Origin of the sequence: Clostridium sp. (assembly GCF_036643715.1) — a bacterium.
In the GTDB taxonomy this organism is placed as follows: Bacteria; Bacillota; Clostridia; order Clostridiales; family Clostridiaceae; genus Clostridium.
The window spans coordinates 15,678-33,898 of sequence record NZ_JAVXRL010000011.1 but is presented as its reverse complement, the minus strand read 5'-3'; the positions used below and the strand labels follow the sequence as shown (position 1 = coordinate 33,898).

The 18,221-nt window shown below is 28.8% G+C and carries 15 protein-coding genes and 1 riboswitch; of the genes, 6 read left to right on the top strand and 9 right to left on the bottom strand.

What is annotated here, in order from left to right:
• Positions 1-241: 241 nt before the first annotated feature.
• From RSF37_RS05055 to RSF37_RS05040, 4 genes are all read right to left on the bottom strand, one after another.
• The gene (locus RSF37_RS05055) at positions 242-655 is read right to left on the bottom strand and encodes a hypothetical protein (RefSeq protein WP_332563311.1); all 414 of its coding nucleotides are present in this window, start codon (positions 653-655) and stop codon (positions 242-244) included.
• A 76-nt stretch (positions 656-731) separates the two neighbouring features.
• Positions 732-1,820 (bottom strand): sensor domain-containing diguanylate cyclase, encoded by a 1,089-nt coding sequence (locus tag RSF37_RS05050; protein ID WP_332563310.1) that lies wholly within the window; start codon positions 1,818-1,820, stop codon positions 732-734.
• Between the two features lie 101 nt (positions 1,821-1,921).
• Positions 1,922-3,049, bottom strand: coding sequence for a Ger(x)C family spore germination protein (locus RSF37_RS05045; RefSeq protein ID WP_332563309.1), 1,128 nt, complete (start codon positions 3,047-3,049; stop codon positions 1,922-1,924).
• On the bottom strand, positions 3,024-4,454 hold the full coding sequence (locus RSF37_RS05040) for a spore germination protein (RefSeq protein ID WP_332563308.1): 1,431 nt from the start codon (positions 4,452-4,454) through the stop codon (positions 3,024-3,026). Before RSF37_RS05040 ends, RSF37_RS05045 begins: the two co-directional genes overlap by 26 nt.
• Positions 4,455-4,558: 104 nt before the next feature.
• Here RSF37_RS05040 and RSF37_RS05035 point away from each other — a divergent pair, with 104 nt between their 5' ends.
• Complete coding sequence (locus RSF37_RS05035; protein ID WP_332563307.1) at positions 4,559-5,638, top strand: GerAB/ArcD/ProY family transporter; 1,080 nt, start codon at positions 4,559-4,561, stop codon at positions 5,636-5,638.
• Positions 5,639-5,850: 212 nt separating this feature from the next.
• Positions 5,851-6,855, top strand: coding sequence for a tryptophan--tRNA ligase (gene trpS / locus RSF37_RS05030; RefSeq protein ID WP_332563306.1), 1,005 nt, complete (start codon positions 5,851-5,853; stop codon positions 6,853-6,855).
• An 89-nt stretch (positions 6,856-6,944) separates the two neighbouring features.
• On the opposite strand, the gene galU is transcribed toward trpS, so the two are convergent.
• Positions 6,945-7,823: a UTP--glucose-1-phosphate uridylyltransferase GalU gene (gene galU, locus RSF37_RS05025; protein WP_332563305.1), complete on the bottom strand. Its 879-nt coding sequence runs from the start codon at positions 7,821-7,823 to the stop codon at positions 6,945-6,947.
• Positions 7,824-8,138: 315 nt separating this feature from the next.
• Here galU and brnQ point away from each other — a divergent pair, with 315 nt between their 5' ends.
• The 4 genes from brnQ (at position 8,139) to RSF37_RS05005 (ending at position 12,202) form a co-directional block, all read left to right on the top strand.
• The gene (gene brnQ, locus RSF37_RS05020) at positions 8,139-9,395 is read left to right on the top strand and encodes a branched-chain amino acid transport system II carrier protein (protein WP_332563304.1); all 1,257 of its coding nucleotides are present in this window, start codon (positions 8,139-8,141) and stop codon (positions 9,393-9,395) included.
• A 146-nt stretch (positions 9,396-9,541) separates the two neighbouring features.
• Positions 9,542-10,372 (top strand): Cof-type HAD-IIB family hydrolase, encoded by an 831-nt coding sequence (locus tag RSF37_RS05015; RefSeq protein WP_332563303.1) that lies wholly within the window; start codon positions 9,542-9,544, stop codon positions 10,370-10,372.
• A 170-nt stretch (positions 10,373-10,542) separates the two neighbouring features.
• A complete protein-coding gene (locus tag RSF37_RS05010; RefSeq protein WP_332563302.1) occupies positions 10,543-11,457 on the top strand; it encodes an LCP family protein in 915 nt (304 codons plus the stop codon).
• Between the two features lie 172 nt (positions 11,458-11,629).
• Positions 11,630-12,202, top strand: coding sequence for a sigma-70 family RNA polymerase sigma factor (locus RSF37_RS05005; protein ID WP_332563301.1), 573 nt, complete (start codon positions 11,630-11,632; stop codon positions 12,200-12,202).
• A gap of 53 nt (positions 12,203-12,255) precedes the next feature.
• Here RSF37_RS05005 and RSF37_RS05000 read toward each other — a convergent pair whose 3' ends face one another.
• The 4 genes from RSF37_RS05000 to RSF37_RS04985 all read right to left on the bottom strand — a co-directional run.
• Positions 12,256-13,764 (bottom strand): hypothetical protein, encoded by a 1,509-nt coding sequence (locus tag RSF37_RS05000; RefSeq protein ID WP_332563300.1) that lies wholly within the window; start codon positions 13,762-13,764, stop codon positions 12,256-12,258.
• A 342-nt stretch (positions 13,765-14,106) separates the two neighbouring features.
• The gene (mgtA, locus tag RSF37_RS04995; RefSeq protein ID WP_442878522.1) at positions 14,107-16,770 is read right to left on the bottom strand and encodes a magnesium-translocating P-type ATPase; all 2,664 of its coding nucleotides are present in this window, start codon (positions 16,768-16,770) and stop codon (positions 14,107-14,109) included.
• A 77-nt stretch (positions 16,771-16,847) separates the two neighbouring features.
• A riboswitch (M-box (ykoK) riboswitch) is annotated at positions 16,848-17,007 on the bottom strand.
• Positions 17,008-17,297: 290 nt separating this feature from the next.
• Positions 17,298-17,987 (bottom strand): class B sortase, encoded by a 690-nt coding sequence (gene srtB, locus RSF37_RS04990; protein WP_332563298.1) that lies wholly within the window; start codon positions 17,985-17,987, stop codon positions 17,298-17,300.
• 15 nt (positions 17,988-18,002) lie between these two features.
• A partial coding sequence (locus RSF37_RS04985) for an NPXTG-anchored protein (protein WP_332563297.1) occupies positions 18,003-18,221 on the bottom strand: 219 nt, incomplete at its 5' end.

The window sequence follows — 18,221 nt, the reverse complement described above, 5'->3', positions numbered from 1 at the left end:
CCTTAATTTGAAAAGGGAACTTACTAAAATACCACATGTTAGTACTTCAATAAATCCCCTTATTTCAAAATTTTTGAATCCTTTGATTTTATTTATAGTAATCTTGATATCTACCCCATGCAAATATTCTCAAGCGTGTATTCCTCATTTATTAATTTCTATACTAATAATATGCTATAGAAATTGTTTTCATTTAATCTTAATTTAATTACTCCCTCCTTATTAAACAAATATAACTTCATTAAGCAACGTAATTCTTTAAAAAATCTGGAATCTCCTTTTCTCTATCGTAATTTATATTGATAAATACATTAACACCAAACTTATTGCCAAGAGCCCTAAGTTTGCTAAACAAATGGTAAGTTTCTTCTAATTTACATGAAACAATTCCTAGTAGCCCATCAATATATATATTTTCTATATCATAGTTTTCTGCTATAATTCCACAAAGCATTCCATAAAAACTATCACAATCACCAATATTGAAATCATCTGTAGATACAAATCTTATTCTTCTATCTAATTGCCTCACGTACCTTGAATCATCATCTACATATACAGATTCTCCTTTTACATTGTCTAAATGGTCATTAGCAAGCTGAATTAATTTCTTTGTCTTGCCTGAACCTCGTCTGTTGCAAAATACTTGAATCATTAGAATCACTCCTTAAATTTAGTTATATTACATTATATTCATCAAAATAAAATAAATCCTAACTTTAATATAAAAGTTAGGATTTATTTATTTTTTTCAATAGCTTATCATTTATACATACTTTATTTTTGCCATTTGCTTTTGCATTATAAAGTAATTCGTCGGCTCTGCTTATTACATCTGCTATTGTGTCGCCATACATACTATGGAATGCTAACCCAAAACTAGCTGTTACTTTAGCTTTAGTCTCTCCCATTACTATATAATTTTCTTCAATTGCTTTTCTTATATTATCAATCTTTTCATAAATACTTTTGTAATCATTTATGTTTTTAAGGAATATTATAAGCTCTTCTCCACCATACCTTGCAAAAATATCAGACTTTCTTATTCTACTCTTTATAACATTACTAGTTTGAATAAGAACTTCATCCCCAAACTGATGCCCATATGTGTCGTTAAATTTCTTAAATCCATCTAAGTCTATCATAACTATTGCATAATCCTTTTCTTCCGCTTTTATAAGCTCTTCAGCTCTTTCAAAGAAATACTTTCTATTATAAATCCCAAGTAGTGGATCTTTAATAACAGCTTCTTTAAGCTCTCTATAAAGTTTTGAGTTTTCAAGTGCAACTGCTATTTGATTTGAAATAGAACTTAAAAACATTTTATGTTCTGTTGTTAAATAACCTTTTAATGTATGCTCTACAATTATATATCCAGTATAGTTATCCCTGATCTTTATAGGAATACCAAGTACTGATTTTATTGCTTGTGATACATTATCATATTTCCTTATAAAATCATCATTTATTAGAAAATCCTCCCCTTTTAAGATGCATGCTTCCTCTCTATCAGTAAGTATTGCTTCACTTTTAACCGTGGAAACCTTTACTTTGAAAACCCCATCTTCGTATATATAGATACATGAATTAGTTACTCCTAAAAGCCCAACTATCATATCATTAATCATTAGAACTAACTTCTCATCTCTAATATTAGAACTTATATATTTACTAACTTCTGCTATATTATAAAGAATTCCTAATTGTTTCTGTAAATCTTCGTTAGTTTCTTTAATTTTTTCTATTTCTTTTTCTTTAATTATTTCATAATTTTCAAACTTTCTTTCGAGTTCTTTAAATAATAATTTATAATCTTTCATTTCATTCCCCCATTTACCCATTACCACAAAGATTATATAATTATATTACCTTTATTTTCTAAAAATAGCAACCAATATTATAACGAATCATACTATTTGCATTAAAAAATACTATTATTTACTTTGCTGCTTCCTATAATCCTAATATCTACATCAACATCAAACTTTATTTTTGACTGTACATTTTCTATTACTTCATTTGGATATTTTATTTCTAAAAGTCTCTCTATTTCTAATATATCTAAATCCTTTTGGGTGAATTTATCCAAAAACATCTTAAGATATTGTGAAACTGCCTCTTCTTCTTGAACTTCAAGCTTTTTTATAGCAGCATCTGAAGATATAAATCTTCCCTGTGCCTCTGCAAGAACAGTTTTTACTTTTACTTTTTTAGTTAATAATACCCTAGTTCCATCATATTCTATGTCAGTTTTTGTTCTACTATTTAATATTTCTAGTGTAATGAACCCTTCATCCATTTGAGGATTACTTATTTCTAAAGTTCCTGTTTTTATGTTATCTGTTAAAAAATTATAACTCATACTATCTTGAAAATCTATTACTTCTGCCATTTTGTTATCTTGCATAACAACTGCACCTGATAGTTCCACCCTTTGGTCTACAACGTCTTTTCTTAACCTTAATCCTCCTATAAGAGCACTATTTCTTCCAATTTCTATCGTACTTAAGTAATCACTTATGTTTGTTGTTATTCCTCTAGCACTTGTTTTGTTTTTATGTACTAAATCATCTAAAAATAATCCTAAATACTCTTCATCATTAGAAGTAACATCTAAAAGACTTGCAACATCTCCAAAAAAAATAAATATGTATGGTTTAGATTGAGCTTCTTGATCATTATTTACAAAATTCAAAAATTTATCTATTCCAGTTTTAGCTGCTGCTTCTGTAAAAATTACAGCTCTATTTTGAGTAAGATTAAGCTTATAGCTTGAAGCTAAATTTATATCTCTTATTGCTTCTAAGGCAGTCTTACCATTTCCTTTATAAATAATTCTTTTACCATTATCTGAACTCTCATTTGTATTTCTATATGGTCTTACGCAATCCATATAAATAATTATATTCCCTAAATTATCTACATCAAATATTAAACTAGTCGCGAAGGTTACTGTACTAATTTCTTTGTAGTTATAACACCCAGTCATACAACTTGATATTAATAATATTATAGCTATTATTTTAATTTTTCTTTTTCCAATTCTCATATTCTTCACCTTCCCCAATTATCTTTCGTGATATTCTCTTAAGATTTCCTCTAAATAAGATATCTTTAAATTTAAATGTATCAACACTTCCTATTGGGAATAAATAAGAGTATCCAGTTGACCTTAAATCTGCAAGTCTTGTTATAAATATTAATGTAGTAACAAAAATTGCTGGAAGTCCATATACTGACCCTGCAATTACAAATATAAATGCCCAAATTGAGATAGGTCCATATAATTTTGGGATTAAAAAATAACTAAGTGTACTAAGTGCTACAACAATTATAGTAATCCTCGATGCAACACCAGCACCAACTGCAGCATCACCTAAAATAAGTGCTGCAACAATACTCATAGCTCCTCCAATTGGTTGTGGTAGCCTAAGTCCAGCTTCTTTAATAAACTGAAAGGCGAGCATCATTACAATTACTTCAAGTACTGTTGGAAGTGGCACACCTGCCCGTGACACCGCAAGTCTAAATAAGAAAAGCGATGGTATTAATGAGAAGTGATACGTTACGATTGCAACGTATAACCCAGGTACAAATGTTGCGAAAAGGAATGCTATCCACCGTAATAACCTTGTAAAATTTGCAAACCATTTATTTATGTAATAATCATCTGGCATCTGGAAATTTTCTAAAAAGAAGTATGGTGCTGTAATTACAAAAGGTGTTCCATCTACTAAAACAGCCACTCTTCCTTCCATCATTTTAGCTGCAACTTCATCTGGCTTTTCTGTATAGCCAATTGTATCAAACAAAGATTCACTTTCCCTAAGCTGACTTTCAACATAATTAGTATCTAGAATAAATTGCATATCAAGATTTTTAACAACCTTTCTAATATGGTCGACTAACTTTTTAGGGGCTACTCCATTTATGTAAGCTACACATACAACTGTTTGACTCTTTTCACCTACATATATTGGTTCAAATTTTAAATCTGGATTTTTTATTCTTCTTCTTATAAGAGCTATATTATCAACAAATAATTCATTAAAGCCCTCACGTGGTCCTTTTATTACTGATTCAGTTACTGGTATTCCAACACCTCTTCTAACGAAACCTTTAACCTCACAGTAAATCATGTCTTCAAATCCATCAACTAATATTACAATATCACCTGAAACGATATGAAGCATGGCATCATCAATATCATTCTTATTTTTAACGTAATCTGCAATATTGATTTCTAAAACATTTGTAATTAGATCATCCATTGTTTTGCAAGGATAGTCTTTATTTTTAATGGGAGTTACAATGTAGTCACTAATGAACTCAGTGCTACAAAGATTATCAATGAACACTAATGTAATTCTTCCAAGTGCACCATTAACCTCTCTGTACTTCACATCAAAGCTATCCTTAAATTTTTCTTTTATAAACTCTAAATTCTTATTCATATACATCACCTAAAAATATTATTCCTCTAGTGATGTTTAATATTCATTATTTTGTTAATACTATACTTGAATGTTTTAACTTATAGTTTTAAGGTGGTGATGTAATGAATAGATTATCAAGTAAACACTACGTATTTTTCTTACTAGTTGTCTCTTTAGTTAGTTTAAGAGGATACTCATCTATTTTTTTGAAAATTGGTGGAAGGGATACTTGGCTTGCAGCTTTAATTGCAGGTTTGATTTTTATACTATATGCTTTTTTTATTTTTTATGTTAGTAAAAAAACAAGCACTTATGATATAAGAGATGTATTTAATGAGACATATCCTAAAATAGTTAGTAATTTTTTACTATTACTATTTTCTGTTGGATTGTTTTTAGATTCAATCGAAAGCGCTGCTGCCCAGTGTGATTCAATTCACTCAAATATATTTATTGAAACACCTATATGGTATTGTCTTTTATTTTTCATAATACCTGGCATGTATTTAATTACAAAGCGTATAGATACACTAGTTGTTATCATTATATTTACAGTTCTAGTTGCTATTGGATCTGATATTATAACTGAAATATTTACAGCTCAATATCAACACCCACTTAACTGTTTACCAATATTGCCAAATGGATTTACAAATGACTTCATTATGTGTATTGCAATGAGCCTTGGTTCCTTTTGTTCTATAGCTATAGTTTTTCCATTTTTAAGATACGTTAATAAAAATGAACATTTAGTAAGAAATACTACATTAACTACATTAGTCATCGTTGTTATCGTTGTTTTTTCTTTCTTCATGTTAGTTGCAACTTTTGGACGTATAAGATCTGGTAATATATCTTATCCTGAATTTGTTGCAGCCCAAAGAATTCAAATAAAAGGATTTATTGAATTTGGAGATTTGCTATTTTTTATGAGAACTATACCTATATGGTTAGTAAAATATGTATTATGTGCAGTATCTATTTTATATTTATTTAAAGACAAATTTACTAACAAGAGAATTTTTGCTGTTATATACTCCATAGCTGCTTACATATGTGCCTACTTAGTTGGTAAAAATCATTTCTTACTATTTGAGTTTTTAAAGTATTATCAATTTGTAGTATTAGCCTTACTTGGAATAGTTCCCTTTTTAACATATTTAATATTCTTTATTAAATGGAAAAAGAAAATTAAAGCTTAATTTTCTTATAAGTATATAAATTGCCTAGGTATATAAACTAAACCTTGGCAATTTTCCTTTTATATATATAATTTTAGGCATATATTATTCTCCATATATAGCTAAAATTCTCCAACAAACTGCTTATTTACATAATATATACAAATTGACATAACTAGGTAAGAAACATATAATTTATATATATTACATTTAATTTTAAGGAGTGAAATACAATGGAAAAGCAAGACGCTAAGAAAATCATCTTTAGTGGCATCCAGCCTTCTGGCGACCTTACACTAGGCAATTATCTAGGAGCAATAAAAAACTGGGTAAAGCTTCAAGATGAATATGACTGTTATTTCTGTGTTGTCGATTTACATGGCATAACTGTTCCTCAAAAGCCTGCTGATTTGAGAAGAAGAACATTAGAAGTTCTTTCAATATATTTAGCCTGTGGTATAGATCATGAAAAGAATACACTTTTCATTCAATCACATGTACCAGCTCATTCTGAATGTGCGTGGTTATTATCATGTAACTCATATATGGGTGAACTTTCAAGAATGACTCAATTTAAAGATAAGTCAAAAAAAGCTGGAAACTCTGTTGGAACAGGACTTTTAACTTATCCTGTCCTTATGGCATCTGATATATTACTATATCAAACAGATTTAGTTCCAGTTGGAAAAGATCAAATTCAACATTTAGAACTTACTCGTGATTTAGCTATTAGATTTAATAATGCTTATAGCCCTACATTTAATATACCTGAAGGATATGTTCCAAAAACAGGTGCTAAAATTATGAGTTTACAAGAACCGACTAAAAAGATGTCAAAATCTGATGAAAATCAAAACTCATTTATTTTAATTATGGATCCACCAGATGTTATAAGAAAGAAAGTTTCAAGAGCTGTTACTGATAGTCTTGGAATTATAAATTATACAGATGAGCAACCTGGTGTTATGAATTTAATTAATATTCTTTCAGCCATTAAAAATGAAACTCCTGAAAATTTAGTTAAATCATATGAAGGTAAGGGTTATGCAGACCTTAAATCTGATGTTGCTGACACAATAATTGCTGAATTAGAGCCAATTCAAGAAAAAGTTAAAAATCTTCTTAAAGATAAGAAGGCTTTAGAAACTATATATAAAGAAGGCGCTAACAAAGCAAACTATGTAGCAAATAAAACTCTTAGAAAAATGCAAAAGAAGATTGGATTCATTCCAAGATAATATAGTTAAATAAATAAGCTACTAATATACAATTATATTAGTAGCTTATATTTTTTTATTTAATTACGAAATTCATAATTTTAAAAATACTACTTTAAAACTTTTTCCCAAGCTTTACCTTCTAAGTATTCTAATAACTCTTCTCTTAATTCTTCTTTTCTTAAGCCATATTCTATTGTAGCTTGTAAAAATCCGAACTTATCTCCAACATCATATCTTCTTCCTTCGAAGTCATATGCATACATTGCTTCTTGTGATATTAAAGTTTTTAATGCATCTGTAAGTTGTATTTCATTTCCTTTACCTGGTGCTGTATTTTCTAATATTTCAAAAATTTGTGGAGTAATAATATATCTTCCAAGTATTGCAACATTAGTTGGTGATTCTTCTCTCTTTGGCTTTTCAACTAAGTCCTTTACTTTGTATACTCTATCTTCTATGTGAATACCATCAACTATTCCATACTTTGATACATCTTCTTCTGGTACAGTTTGAACTCCAAGTATTGAAGTTTTATATTCATCAAAACAATCCATAAGTTGCTTTAAACATGGTGTGTCACTTTCAACAACATCATCTCCAAGTAAAACTGCAAATGGTTCATTTCCAACGAAAGTCTTCGCACAGTGTATAGCGTGACCTAAACCTCTTGGTTCTTTTTGTCTTATGTAATGAATATCAACCATATCTGATATATCTCTTACAAGCTCTAATAATTCATCTTTACCTGACTTTTCAAGTTCCATTTCAAGTTCAACTGATTTATCAAAGTGATCCTCTATACATTTTTTATTTCTTCCTGTGATTATAAGTATTTCTTCTATACCTGACGCTATTGCTTCTTCTATAATATATTGAATAGTTGGCTTATCAACTATTGGTAACATTTCTTTAGGCTGCGCCTTTGTTGCAGGTAAAAATCTTGTTCCAAGACCCGCTGCAGGTATAATCGCTTTTTTAACTTTCATGACTTATCCCCCTTAACTTCTATACTTCTAAATAAATTCATATAAGTCTTCAAATTTGATTAAATTTGTCTAACATTTAGTATACCATATGGTATGCTTTTATTGTAATATTTTAATTTGTAAAATTGTAACGTTATCTTTTATTAATTTGATACTTCCCTTTTATATTATTTTGTACATTACTATCGAATTATATGTATTTTTATTGATTTTTGTAAAAATCAATGCTATCATAATTGATATATTAATTTAAATCGACAGATTATACTATAATTATTAAAAATATGTTCACATATGAATTGAGAGGTTAAAATTATGAAGAAACAAACAAAAGATTTTTTAGTAGTAGGATTTGCTCTTTTTGCAATGTTCTTTGGTGCTGGTAATCTTATATTCCCACCATACCTTGGACATTTAGTTGGAGATCAATACCTAATCGCAATTATAGGATTTACACTTACTGGAGTTGGTTTACCACTTCTTGCTATTATAGCTTGTACTAAAGGTGATGGAACATTTGAAACAATGGCCTCTAAAATTGGTCCAAAGTTTGCTGTAATATTTGCAGCATTATTATTCATAGCAATTGGTCCAATGCTTGGAATTCCAAGAACAGCGGCAACAACTTTTGAATTAACTATACATCCAATTTTCCCAAGTGTTTCACCACTTGTTTGGATGCTTATATATTTTGCAATAAACTTATTCTTTGTATTTAATAAATCAAGTATCATTGATACTATAGGTAAGGTGTTAACACCTGCACTATTAGTTATATTAGGTATTATAATTGTTAAAGGTGTTATGTTCCCAATCGGAGATATTGTTACAACAAACAGTACTTCAGTCTTCTCAGGTGCTTTCCTCGAGGGATATCAAACAATGGATGCACTTGCAGCCCTTCTGTTTGCAGCAATAGTATCTGGAAACATATTATCAAAAGGTTATAAAAAGAAAGACTTAGTTCCAATGACAATAAAAGCTGGAATAGTAGCTGCAATTGGTTTAGCTTTCGTTTATGGAGGTTTAACTTTCATAGGAGCTCAAACTAACGGACTAGTTGCTTCTGATATTGGTAAAACTGGCTTACTCCTTGTAATTTCTAAAGAAATTCTTGGAAGTGTTGGTACTATAATAATTGGAATAGCTATGGGACTTGCATGTCTTACTACTTCAATTGGACTTATAACTGCTGGTTCTTCATTCTTTGAAGAAGTTTCAAAAGGTAAATTACCATATAAAATTAATGCAGTTGTTATTACTATTATAAGTATAATAATTGGTCGTCTTGGTGTTGATCACATAATCAAGATTTCAGGACCAATCTTAAATATACTATACCCTGTTGCTATAACACTTATTGCAACAACATTACTAGATAAGTTCTTAACTAATGTTAAAGCGATACGTCTTGGAGTATATACTTCACTTGTATTTGGTATACTTGGTGTTATACCATCAGTAGATTTAAACTTTATACCACTTGGAGCACAAGGATTTGCATGGCTTATTCCAACATTAATTGCGATTCTAATTGGTTATATAATATTTAGAGAGAAAAAGGTAGCGTAACGCTACCTTTTCTTTATTGCGTTAAATAGCTATTTTCAACGAATACAGCTATATAAGCCAGCTTTACACCTATTATTATTAATGATAAAATTTTCTTAAATGGATATGGGTATACTAAAGATAACATTTATAAGGAGGACAATATTATGGCAATAAAACTAATATGCATTGATATGGATGGTACTTTACTTGATAATCATCATAATATATCAGAAGAAAACAAAGAGGCTTTAAAAGAAGCTGTAAGTAAAGGCATTCACATAGCATTAACTACTGGAAGACTTTTCACTTCAGCAAAATTTTATTCAGACTTAATCGGAATAGATGCACCAATAATCTCATCAAATGGTGCTTATATAAGAGATAAAAATTCAACTAAAGTTATATATGAGAATCCCCTTTCATTAGATGAATCTCTTGAAATTTATAACTTAGTTAAAGATTATCCTTTTAGAACTTGTTTTAATACCCCAAATACTACAATTTCAAATGCACCTCTTGAAGAACGTCACGCTTACGTTATGACAAATAAGCTTGCTTCTTCTAAAGATCAAATCAAGATCATAGTTGAAAATGATTTAACTCATATTCTAGAAGAGTATAAAGGTGATATTTTAAAATCAATTTCAATTGATACTGATGGAACTCATACAGAAGAAATGCTTAAAGCGAAGAATGAATTTATTGCACTTAAAAAATATGAAGTCGTAAGTTCTGGTCTTAATAATTTTGAAGTTATGAAAAAAGATACTTCAAAAGGTAATGCAGTAAAGCAATTAGGTAATATTCTTGGAATATCAAAAGATGAAATTATGTGCATTGGCGACAGTGAAAATGATTTATCAATGATTAGATATGCAGGACTTGGAATTGCTATGGGAAATGGATTAGACTTATTAAAAAAAGAAGCTAACTTCATAACTGACACTAACGTTAATTCAGGTGTAGCTAAAGCAATAAGAAAGTTTGCATTATAATATGTAATTTAATATAGCTATAAAAAAGACTAAAGAATTAAAATATTCTTTAGTCTTTTCTATTGTAAAATATTACATTTAAATTACTTATAATAGGTTTATTTACAGATATTATCATAAATGGTATACTAACATTGTATTTTAGAAATATGGGGGTTAGGGAGAGGTTTATGGGAAAATTAAAAAAGATGGCTTTGTGGAAAAAAGTACTTTTATCACTTTTAGTTTTATTATTAGTTACAGTTGGTGGAGCTTACGCTTATGTACATAATCTTTTAAATAAGACTACTAAAGTTGAAATTAATAAGGACAACCTAGGTATAACTGCTGAGGCATCAGAAGAAAAGGAAACTAAAAAAGGCATAACAAATATCGCGTTATTTGGTGTTGATGCACCTGATGGTAAAAACGGACGTTCAGATGCTATTATGATACTTACAATTGATGAAAATAATAATAAACTTAAATTATCATCAATAATGAGAGATTCTTATACTGATATAAATGGACATGGCAAGGATAAAATTACTCATGCTTATGCATTTGGTGGACCAGAACTTGCACTTAATACAATCAATAAAAATTTCAATTTAAATATTGATAAATTTATTACTGTTAATTTCACAACACTACCTAAAATTGTAGATAAAATTGGTGGAATTAATATGAATTTAACAGAAGGCGATTTAAAATATATGAACCATGATTTAAAGCCTGGAAAAAACTCTTTAAATGGGTCACAAGCATTATCATATGCTAGAATTAGGTATGATGGCGGTGACCAAAGAAGAACTGAAAGGCATAGAAATGTAATCATTGCAATATTTGATAAAATAAAGAGCATGCCTGTTTCAAGCTATCCTGGCACATTAAATGAATTATTACCACTTGTTTCAACTAATGTTAGCGCAAGTGAATTCATGACAATTGGTAAGGACATTTTAGCAACTGGAGCATCATCATTAGATGAATATAGAGTTCCTTGTGATTCACACTCTAACGGCAAAAATATTAACGGAGTTTATTATATGACTTTTGATATTGCTGCTGAAAGTAAAGAATTACACAAATTTATATACGAATAAAAATATACTTAATTTTTAGAATATAGCTTGGTGATCTCTTAAGTTACCAAGCAAATTTTTTACTAATTAATCGAACATACGTTCTCATATTTTTATTTTACTGCATATATATTAAGTATAAATATTATGTAACTATATTAATTAATTTTTATTTTGAAAGGGGGACATTATAGTGTGCGACTTAAATTTATTAAAATTAGCAAAAGAAAATGATATGAATGCAAAAGAAACCTTAATACTTAAATACTCTCCTCTTGTAAGGAAACAAATAAAAAAATATTCTTATATAGATTGTTATGATAGCGAGGATCTTATGCAACATGGTGTATTGTCCATCCTTAAAGCAATAGATACGTTTGATATAAATAAGAGCTCTTCTTTTTCCTCTTATGTTATGTGGGCAGTTTGTAACAATTTTGCATACCTTTGCCGGGGAAATAATTGTGAAAGAAAGGCTCATAGTTTAAATGTACAAACTGAAGGTGGGGATGAAATTATAGATGTACTCGTTGATAACGTTGATATAGAAGAAGATTTCATGAATTCATTTGAAGAAAAACGCCTTAATTTAGCAGTAGAACTTTTAGATGAAGATTTTAAAGATCTATTTAATTTCCTAATGTATAGTGATGTTAAGTGTGCACTAAAAAGATATTCTGAGAAACATAATATACCTTATGCTAAATGTATTTATAAAAAGAAAAAACTTGCATCTAAGTTACGTATAATATTAAATACTATATAAATAAAAATGTAGGATGATATCAAAAAATTGATACTATCCTACATTTTTTATTTTTAATTATTATTTATGCTTGGATTTGTTTCTGAGCCATCTCCAGTTGGTGGAGTTGGTTCTGGATCAGGAGTAGGTTCTGGGTCTGGCGTTGGAAGTGGATCTGGTGTCGGAGTTGGAGTTGGCTTTGGCTTTTCAGGTTTTGGTTTTGGTTTATTGTTATTATTAGAATTATTACCGTTTGTATTTCCATTATAATTATTATTAGTGTTATTATTTTGGTTGTTTTCGTTTATTGCTTCCTGTCTTGCCTTTTCCTCTTCTTCTAACTTTGCAGCCTCTTCTTCCTTAGCCTTTATTTCCTTATCCTTCTCTTTAAGCTTTATAACTATATCATTTATATCTAAATCAGCATCATTAATATAATAAATAACATTATATGAAATCTCTTCTTTTAATGCTTCAACAGCTTTCTCTGATACTAATTTTGATAGTTTAATTTCTTTATAATCACCTTTACTTAATTTAAATATATCTTTATTTACAGTTTCCTTATACTCATTTGCAACTTCTAATTCTATATACTTTTCATTTACTTTATCTAAATCAGTATCCTTTTCTAATAAAGATATTGAGTCTATAAATTCCTTATATTTATCATCATCAAACTTAGTGCTTTCGAATAAAATATTATTATAAATAGTTTCTAATTCTTCACCTTTTGGATCTTTAATAAACTTCTTATAATCCTCTAATGAAAATTTAAGTTCCTTAACATTAGAAATATTAAATTCATCTTCTAATATTTTCTCATCTATTATTTTATCTTTATTATATATTTCACTTATATTAATTGATTTTTCACCATTTTTAACAATAAGTCTTCCATCATAATACTTAGCATTAACCTTTTTATTTTCTTTATCAAATTCAACTATAGCAAAAGAATTAAGCTTATCCTCCTCTGTTAATAATAATATAAAATTACTTATATTATTTTCTTCCTTATCTTTGTTTGCATATATATTTTTATTTCCTTCATTTGAATCATCTTTCATTGTCATACCAGTTGTTATTATACCTGATGATACTATAAAAATTGTTGCAATATAAAATGCTACATTTTGATATTTTATGCTTTCTTTTATTTTATTTCTTTTTCTCTTACCCTTTTTCTCTTCAAAATTGCTTACTTCTCGTCCTTCAACATATTTATAAGAGTACCCATTTTCCTCATAGTCAACAAATGATATTGCCCCTTCATTAATCAATTTATTAACATAATCTTTTCCAGAGAAAATTGCTAATCCAAATGTAACTACAAAATTTAATATTAATCCAATTGGCATACTAAGTGCTACAATGAGTAATATTTCTGCTACTATTAGAGCTATCCCCTTTAAAAATTCTTTTCTTAATAAATAAGCTAGTCCACCAAATAAAAACGTTACGTAATCAAAAGTGTATGGAATAACTTTTAGCTTTTCATTTTTGTCTATTAATATGGCGTATTTTATCCCATTACCTCTTAAGTATATAGCTTGCCTATCATTTTTATTATTTTTACCCATACCATCCTCCATAAATTATCTTATCAATTATAATATTAACATATTTTCCATAATTTATTAACATAATATTTAAAAAGTAATTTCTATTTAACTATTCCTAAAAATATTAAAACCCTAATAATATTTCGGTAACTGTGAAAATAAAGATAAGAATTTCTAGTATTTTTAAGTACCATTTGCTAAACCTACAAAAACTCGCTATGCTTGGATATTTCTAGGTTTTTAACGCAAATAGCCTTTCAAAATATTGAAATTCTAAGTCTTATTTTAAATGTTAACCTTCATATTATTAAGGTTTTCTAAAGTAATCTATATAAATGATACCATTATAAAAATGTATATTTATAGTAGTTCACCATATTTTTTGATGTATTTGTCTTTAACTAATTGGCATAATAACATATATCCTATTATTGTAACTATTAATATCCCAAAGTATGCTCCAGGTAATGCTGTCATTTGAAGTGCTGATCCAAGTGCTGTAAATGGCATAATAGTTCCAACTAATACTGCGATTATTGTCATTGCAATTACTGGAGCTGATGCTCTACTTCCTATGAATGGTACTTTCTTTGTACGTATCATATGAATTATTAAAGTTTGTGACCATAAACTTTCAACAAACCAACCAGTATTAAATAATGATACTAAGTGTGGATTACTAGCTGTATTACATCCAAATACAAACCACATTACTAAAAATGTTGTTATATCAAATACTGAACTTGTTGGTCCAAATATAACCATGAATTTTGCAATACTTGAAGCATCCCACTTCCTTGGTGTCTTTAAATATTCTTCATCCATGTTATCCCATGGAATTACTATTTGTGATATATCATACATTAAGTTAAGTACTAATATTTGTATTGGTAACATTGGTAAGAATGGTAAGAAAGCACTTGCAACAAGTACACTTAACATATTCCCAAAGTTTGAACTAGTTGTCATCTTAATATATTTTATTATATTACCAAATGTTTTTCTTCCTTCTAATACTCCACCTTCAAGAACCATTAAGTCCTTTTCTAAAAGTATTATATCTGCAGATTCCTTTGCTATGTCAACAGCAGTATCAACAGAGATTCCAACATCAGCAGCTCTCATAGCTCCTGCATCATTAATTCCATCTCCTAAAAATCCAACAGTATGTCCATTTTCTCTTAATGCTGTCACAATACGTGTTTTTTGATTTGGTGATAACTTAGCAAAAATATCTGTTTCTTCAACATTCTTTTGTAAATCTGAATCATCCATATTCTCTATTTCAGATCCAAGTAAAATCTTTCTATTTTCTATACCAACTTGTCTGCATACACAAGCTGTTACTGCTTCATTGTCTCCTGTAAGTACTTTAACTCCAACGCCATAATCTTTTAATGCTTTTATTGCCTTTGTAGTTGTTTCCTTTGGTGGATCTAAGAATCCAATATAACCCATAAGAACCATGTCTTTTTCATCACTAACTTTAAATTCTTCTTTTCCATTAGTTTCAGTCTTTTGAGCTATTCCAATTACTCTCATTCCATCTTCATTTAATTTGTTAACCATTTTAATTATTTTTTCTCTAATCTCTTTTGTAAGGGGAAGAATCTCACCTCTGTCCTCTACATAGCTTGAAATATCAAGCATTTCCTCTACTGCACCCTTTGTAATTAGTTGAATTTTGGAATTTTTATCTTTAAGAACAACTGACATTCTCTTACGTGAGAAGTCAAATGGTATCTCATCTAATTTAACATACTTACTTTCTAGTTCTTCCATTCCAAACTTTCTAGCATGTTCAATTATTGCAATATCCATTAAGTTCTTAAGTCCTGTTTGATAATAACTATTTAAGAATCCATGTCTTAATACTCTATCATCAGTTTTACCATTAATGTCTAAGTGTCTTTCAAGAATAATTTTATCTTGAGTTAATGTTCCAGTCTTATCTGTACAAAGTATATCCATTGATCCAAAGTTTTGAATTGAATCTAACTTCTTTACAACAGTTTTTCTCTTTGCCATTGCATAAGCACCTTTTGCAAGATTTGTTGTAACTATCATTGGTAACATTTCTGGTGTAATACCAACTGCTACTGATAATGCAAATAAGAATGCTTGAAGCCAATTTCCTTTAGTAAATCCATTTAGGAAAAATACAATTGGTACCATAACCATCATGAATTTAATAAGAAGGAAGCTTACTTTATTTACTCCTATGTCAAAATTAGTTTTAACTTTTTTACCTGTTAATGACTTACCAATCTCTCCAAAGTATGTACTATCACCTGTAGTTATAACTAAAGCTAATGCTGATCCACTTATTACGTTTGTTCCCATGAATGCTAAGTTTCTAAGTTCTAGTGGATTATTATCTTTTGTTTCTTCATCACCAAGTTCTATGCCAAACTTTTCAACTGGCTCTGATTCACCAGTTAAGGCAGATTGTCCAACAAACAAATCCTTCGCTCTTATAATTCTAACATCTGCTGGTATCATGTCTCCTGCTGCTAAATACACTACATCTCCTGGTACTATTTCTTGTAATGTAACTTCCTGTCTTCCGTTTCTTTCTACATCAACAGTTGTATGTACCATAGCTTTAAGTTCTTCTGCCGCTTTACTTGATTTTAATTCTTGCACAAATCTAAGTGCTCCACTTATTGTAACCATTATACAAATTATAATTACGCTTGAATAATCTCTTTGATCAACTGGCACTAATATTACATCTGTAAATACTGATATTATTCCTAAAACAAATAATACTATTGTAAATGGATTTACAAATGATTCGAATAATTTCATACCTGCTGATTCTTTTTTCTCATGTGATATCTCATTTAGTCCAAATTCATTTTGTAGTAGTTCTACTTGATTTTCATCTAAACCTTTTTCGCTAGTATCCATTTTTCTATATAGTTGTTCTATCGGTAGTTTACTAGCATTCATTAACTTTTCTTTTGCTAATGAAATATTTTTCTTTTTCTTTGTATCCTTTCTAAGCTCCACTTTTCCCACCTCCAAAAAAAATCTCTTATCATAGATTAACTTAAACCTATGATAAGAGATTATTGTATTTCATAATATTACTCAAAATTTACAATCATACGTTCAAGCTTTAGCATCGCAGGGCGATGAAATTGCATTAGAATATGCCTTATATCCGACATATACTGCTAACCTTCTCATAATGTCTCCATCACTCCGCGGCAGCAACCCTTATCCCTGCGGTAGCCTCACCTACCGTTTTTATATTATTTTATTGCCTTGTACGAGTATATTCCTTTATACTTTTATAAGCAATAAACATTTTAAGAAAATTTTGTAAACTTTAATTTTAAATATTATTATTTTGTCTTTGCTTTTCCTTGAATTTCAGGTACTTCTTTCATCTCATTTTTCTTTGGACTTTCAAATCTTTTACTGTTCCATGAAGACTGTTGATCTTTCTTAGCCATGAACTTCACCTCCTAAAATCTTTATAATAAGTTTCTGTTATTTAGGGAGTTATTATTCATGTCCTATGAAAGATGCATTTAAACTACTTATATTTCTTTAGCCTGTACTACAAATCTTGCATCATCAAATTCATAGCTACATGTTGATAAAGTTATAATTTTATCCTTACAGGATAAGCTAATATCTCTCTTATACATTGATTTTTTAACCATTCTTTCTAAGTAGCTTTCATATTCTTTATCACTTTTGAATGTTGGTACTAAATAATTAAAGTTATCATCTGCAATGTATACTGAAAAGATTTCATACTTTTTTTCTATTTCGCCTTCTTTTAACGTTATATATTTATTTTTATTAAAGAATGACTCATCTTTAAATTCCGATAAATTTTCAAACATAGTACCATCTTTCATATTATGTCCGTATATTATTATGTTTCTATCTTTTTCTATTTTGTCTCTATAATCTACAAATAATGTTCCACTATCATTTTTTTTATTATAAAAATTATGATTCAAATAATACTCATTATTTGTACTTTGAACAACAGGATAGTCTATTTCTGTCCCTTGAACTGTTATCCAAAATTTATAGTTTTCATTTATTTTTTTCAGACTTTCAAACTTCTCTTTATCTGTTTCTGATTTGCTTGTTTCTATTTTTCTTATATCATTATAAGCTTTATTTGCATCATGATAATTTATAAGTTTTGAAACAATTTTATATCCGCAAAAAATTATTATAATAATAAGCAATAACTTTAAAATTTTCTTCATGTAATCTCATCTTTCTTACTTTTTCTTTTTAGTTGCTACTAGTCCAATTCCTGCAACAGCCATTACTGCAACGTATCCTAGTACTCCTGGATCTCCAGTTTTAGGATTCATAATATTTATAACACTGTCTATTGTTTCTTTTATTTTCTTTCCTGTTGTATTTGATGATTCATCAGGTTTGTTTTTATCTGGTACTATTGGATCCGCTGGTTTAGCTGGCTCTTTAGGATCTTC

Coding starts and splice junctions, on each gene's coding strand:
- srtB (WP_332563298.1), bottom strand. CDS start 17,987: ATGAAGAAAATTTTAAAGTTATTGCTTATTATTATAATAATTTTTTGC.
- RSF37_RS05035 (WP_332563307.1), top strand. CDS start 4,559: ATGAATAGATTATCAAGTAAACACTACGTATTTTTCTTACTAGTTGTC.
- RSF37_RS05050 (WP_332563310.1), bottom strand. CDS start 1,820: ATGAAAGATTATAAATTATTATTTAAAGAACTCGAAAGAAAGTTTGAA.
- RSF37_RS05045 (WP_332563309.1), bottom strand. CDS start 3,049: ATGAGAATTGGAAAAAGAAAAATTAAAATAATAGCTATAATATTATTA.
- brnQ (WP_332563304.1), top strand. CDS start 8,139: ATGAAGAAACAAACAAAAGATTTTTTAGTAGTAGGATTTGCTCTTTTT.
- trpS (WP_332563306.1), top strand. CDS start 5,851: ATGGAAAAGCAAGACGCTAAGAAAATCATCTTTAGTGGCATCCAGCCT.
- RSF37_RS05000 (WP_332563300.1), bottom strand. CDS start 13,764: ATGGGTAAAAATAATAAAAATGATAGGCAAGCTATATACTTAAGAGGT.
- galU (WP_332563305.1), bottom strand. CDS start 7,823: ATGAAAGTTAAAAAAGCGATTATACCTGCAGCGGGTCTTGGAACAAGA.
- RSF37_RS05010 (WP_332563302.1), top strand. CDS start 10,543: ATGGGAAAATTAAAAAAGATGGCTTTGTGGAAAAAAGTACTTTTATCA.
- RSF37_RS05040 (WP_332563308.1), bottom strand. CDS start 4,454: ATGAATAAGAATTTAGAGTTTATAAAAGAAAAATTTAAGGATAGCTTT.
- RSF37_RS05015 (WP_332563303.1), top strand. CDS start 9,542: ATGGCAATAAAACTAATATGCATTGATATGGATGGTACTTTACTTGAT.
- RSF37_RS05055 (WP_332563311.1), bottom strand. CDS start 655: ATGATTCAAGTATTTTGCAACAGACGAGGTTCAGGCAAGACAAAGAAA.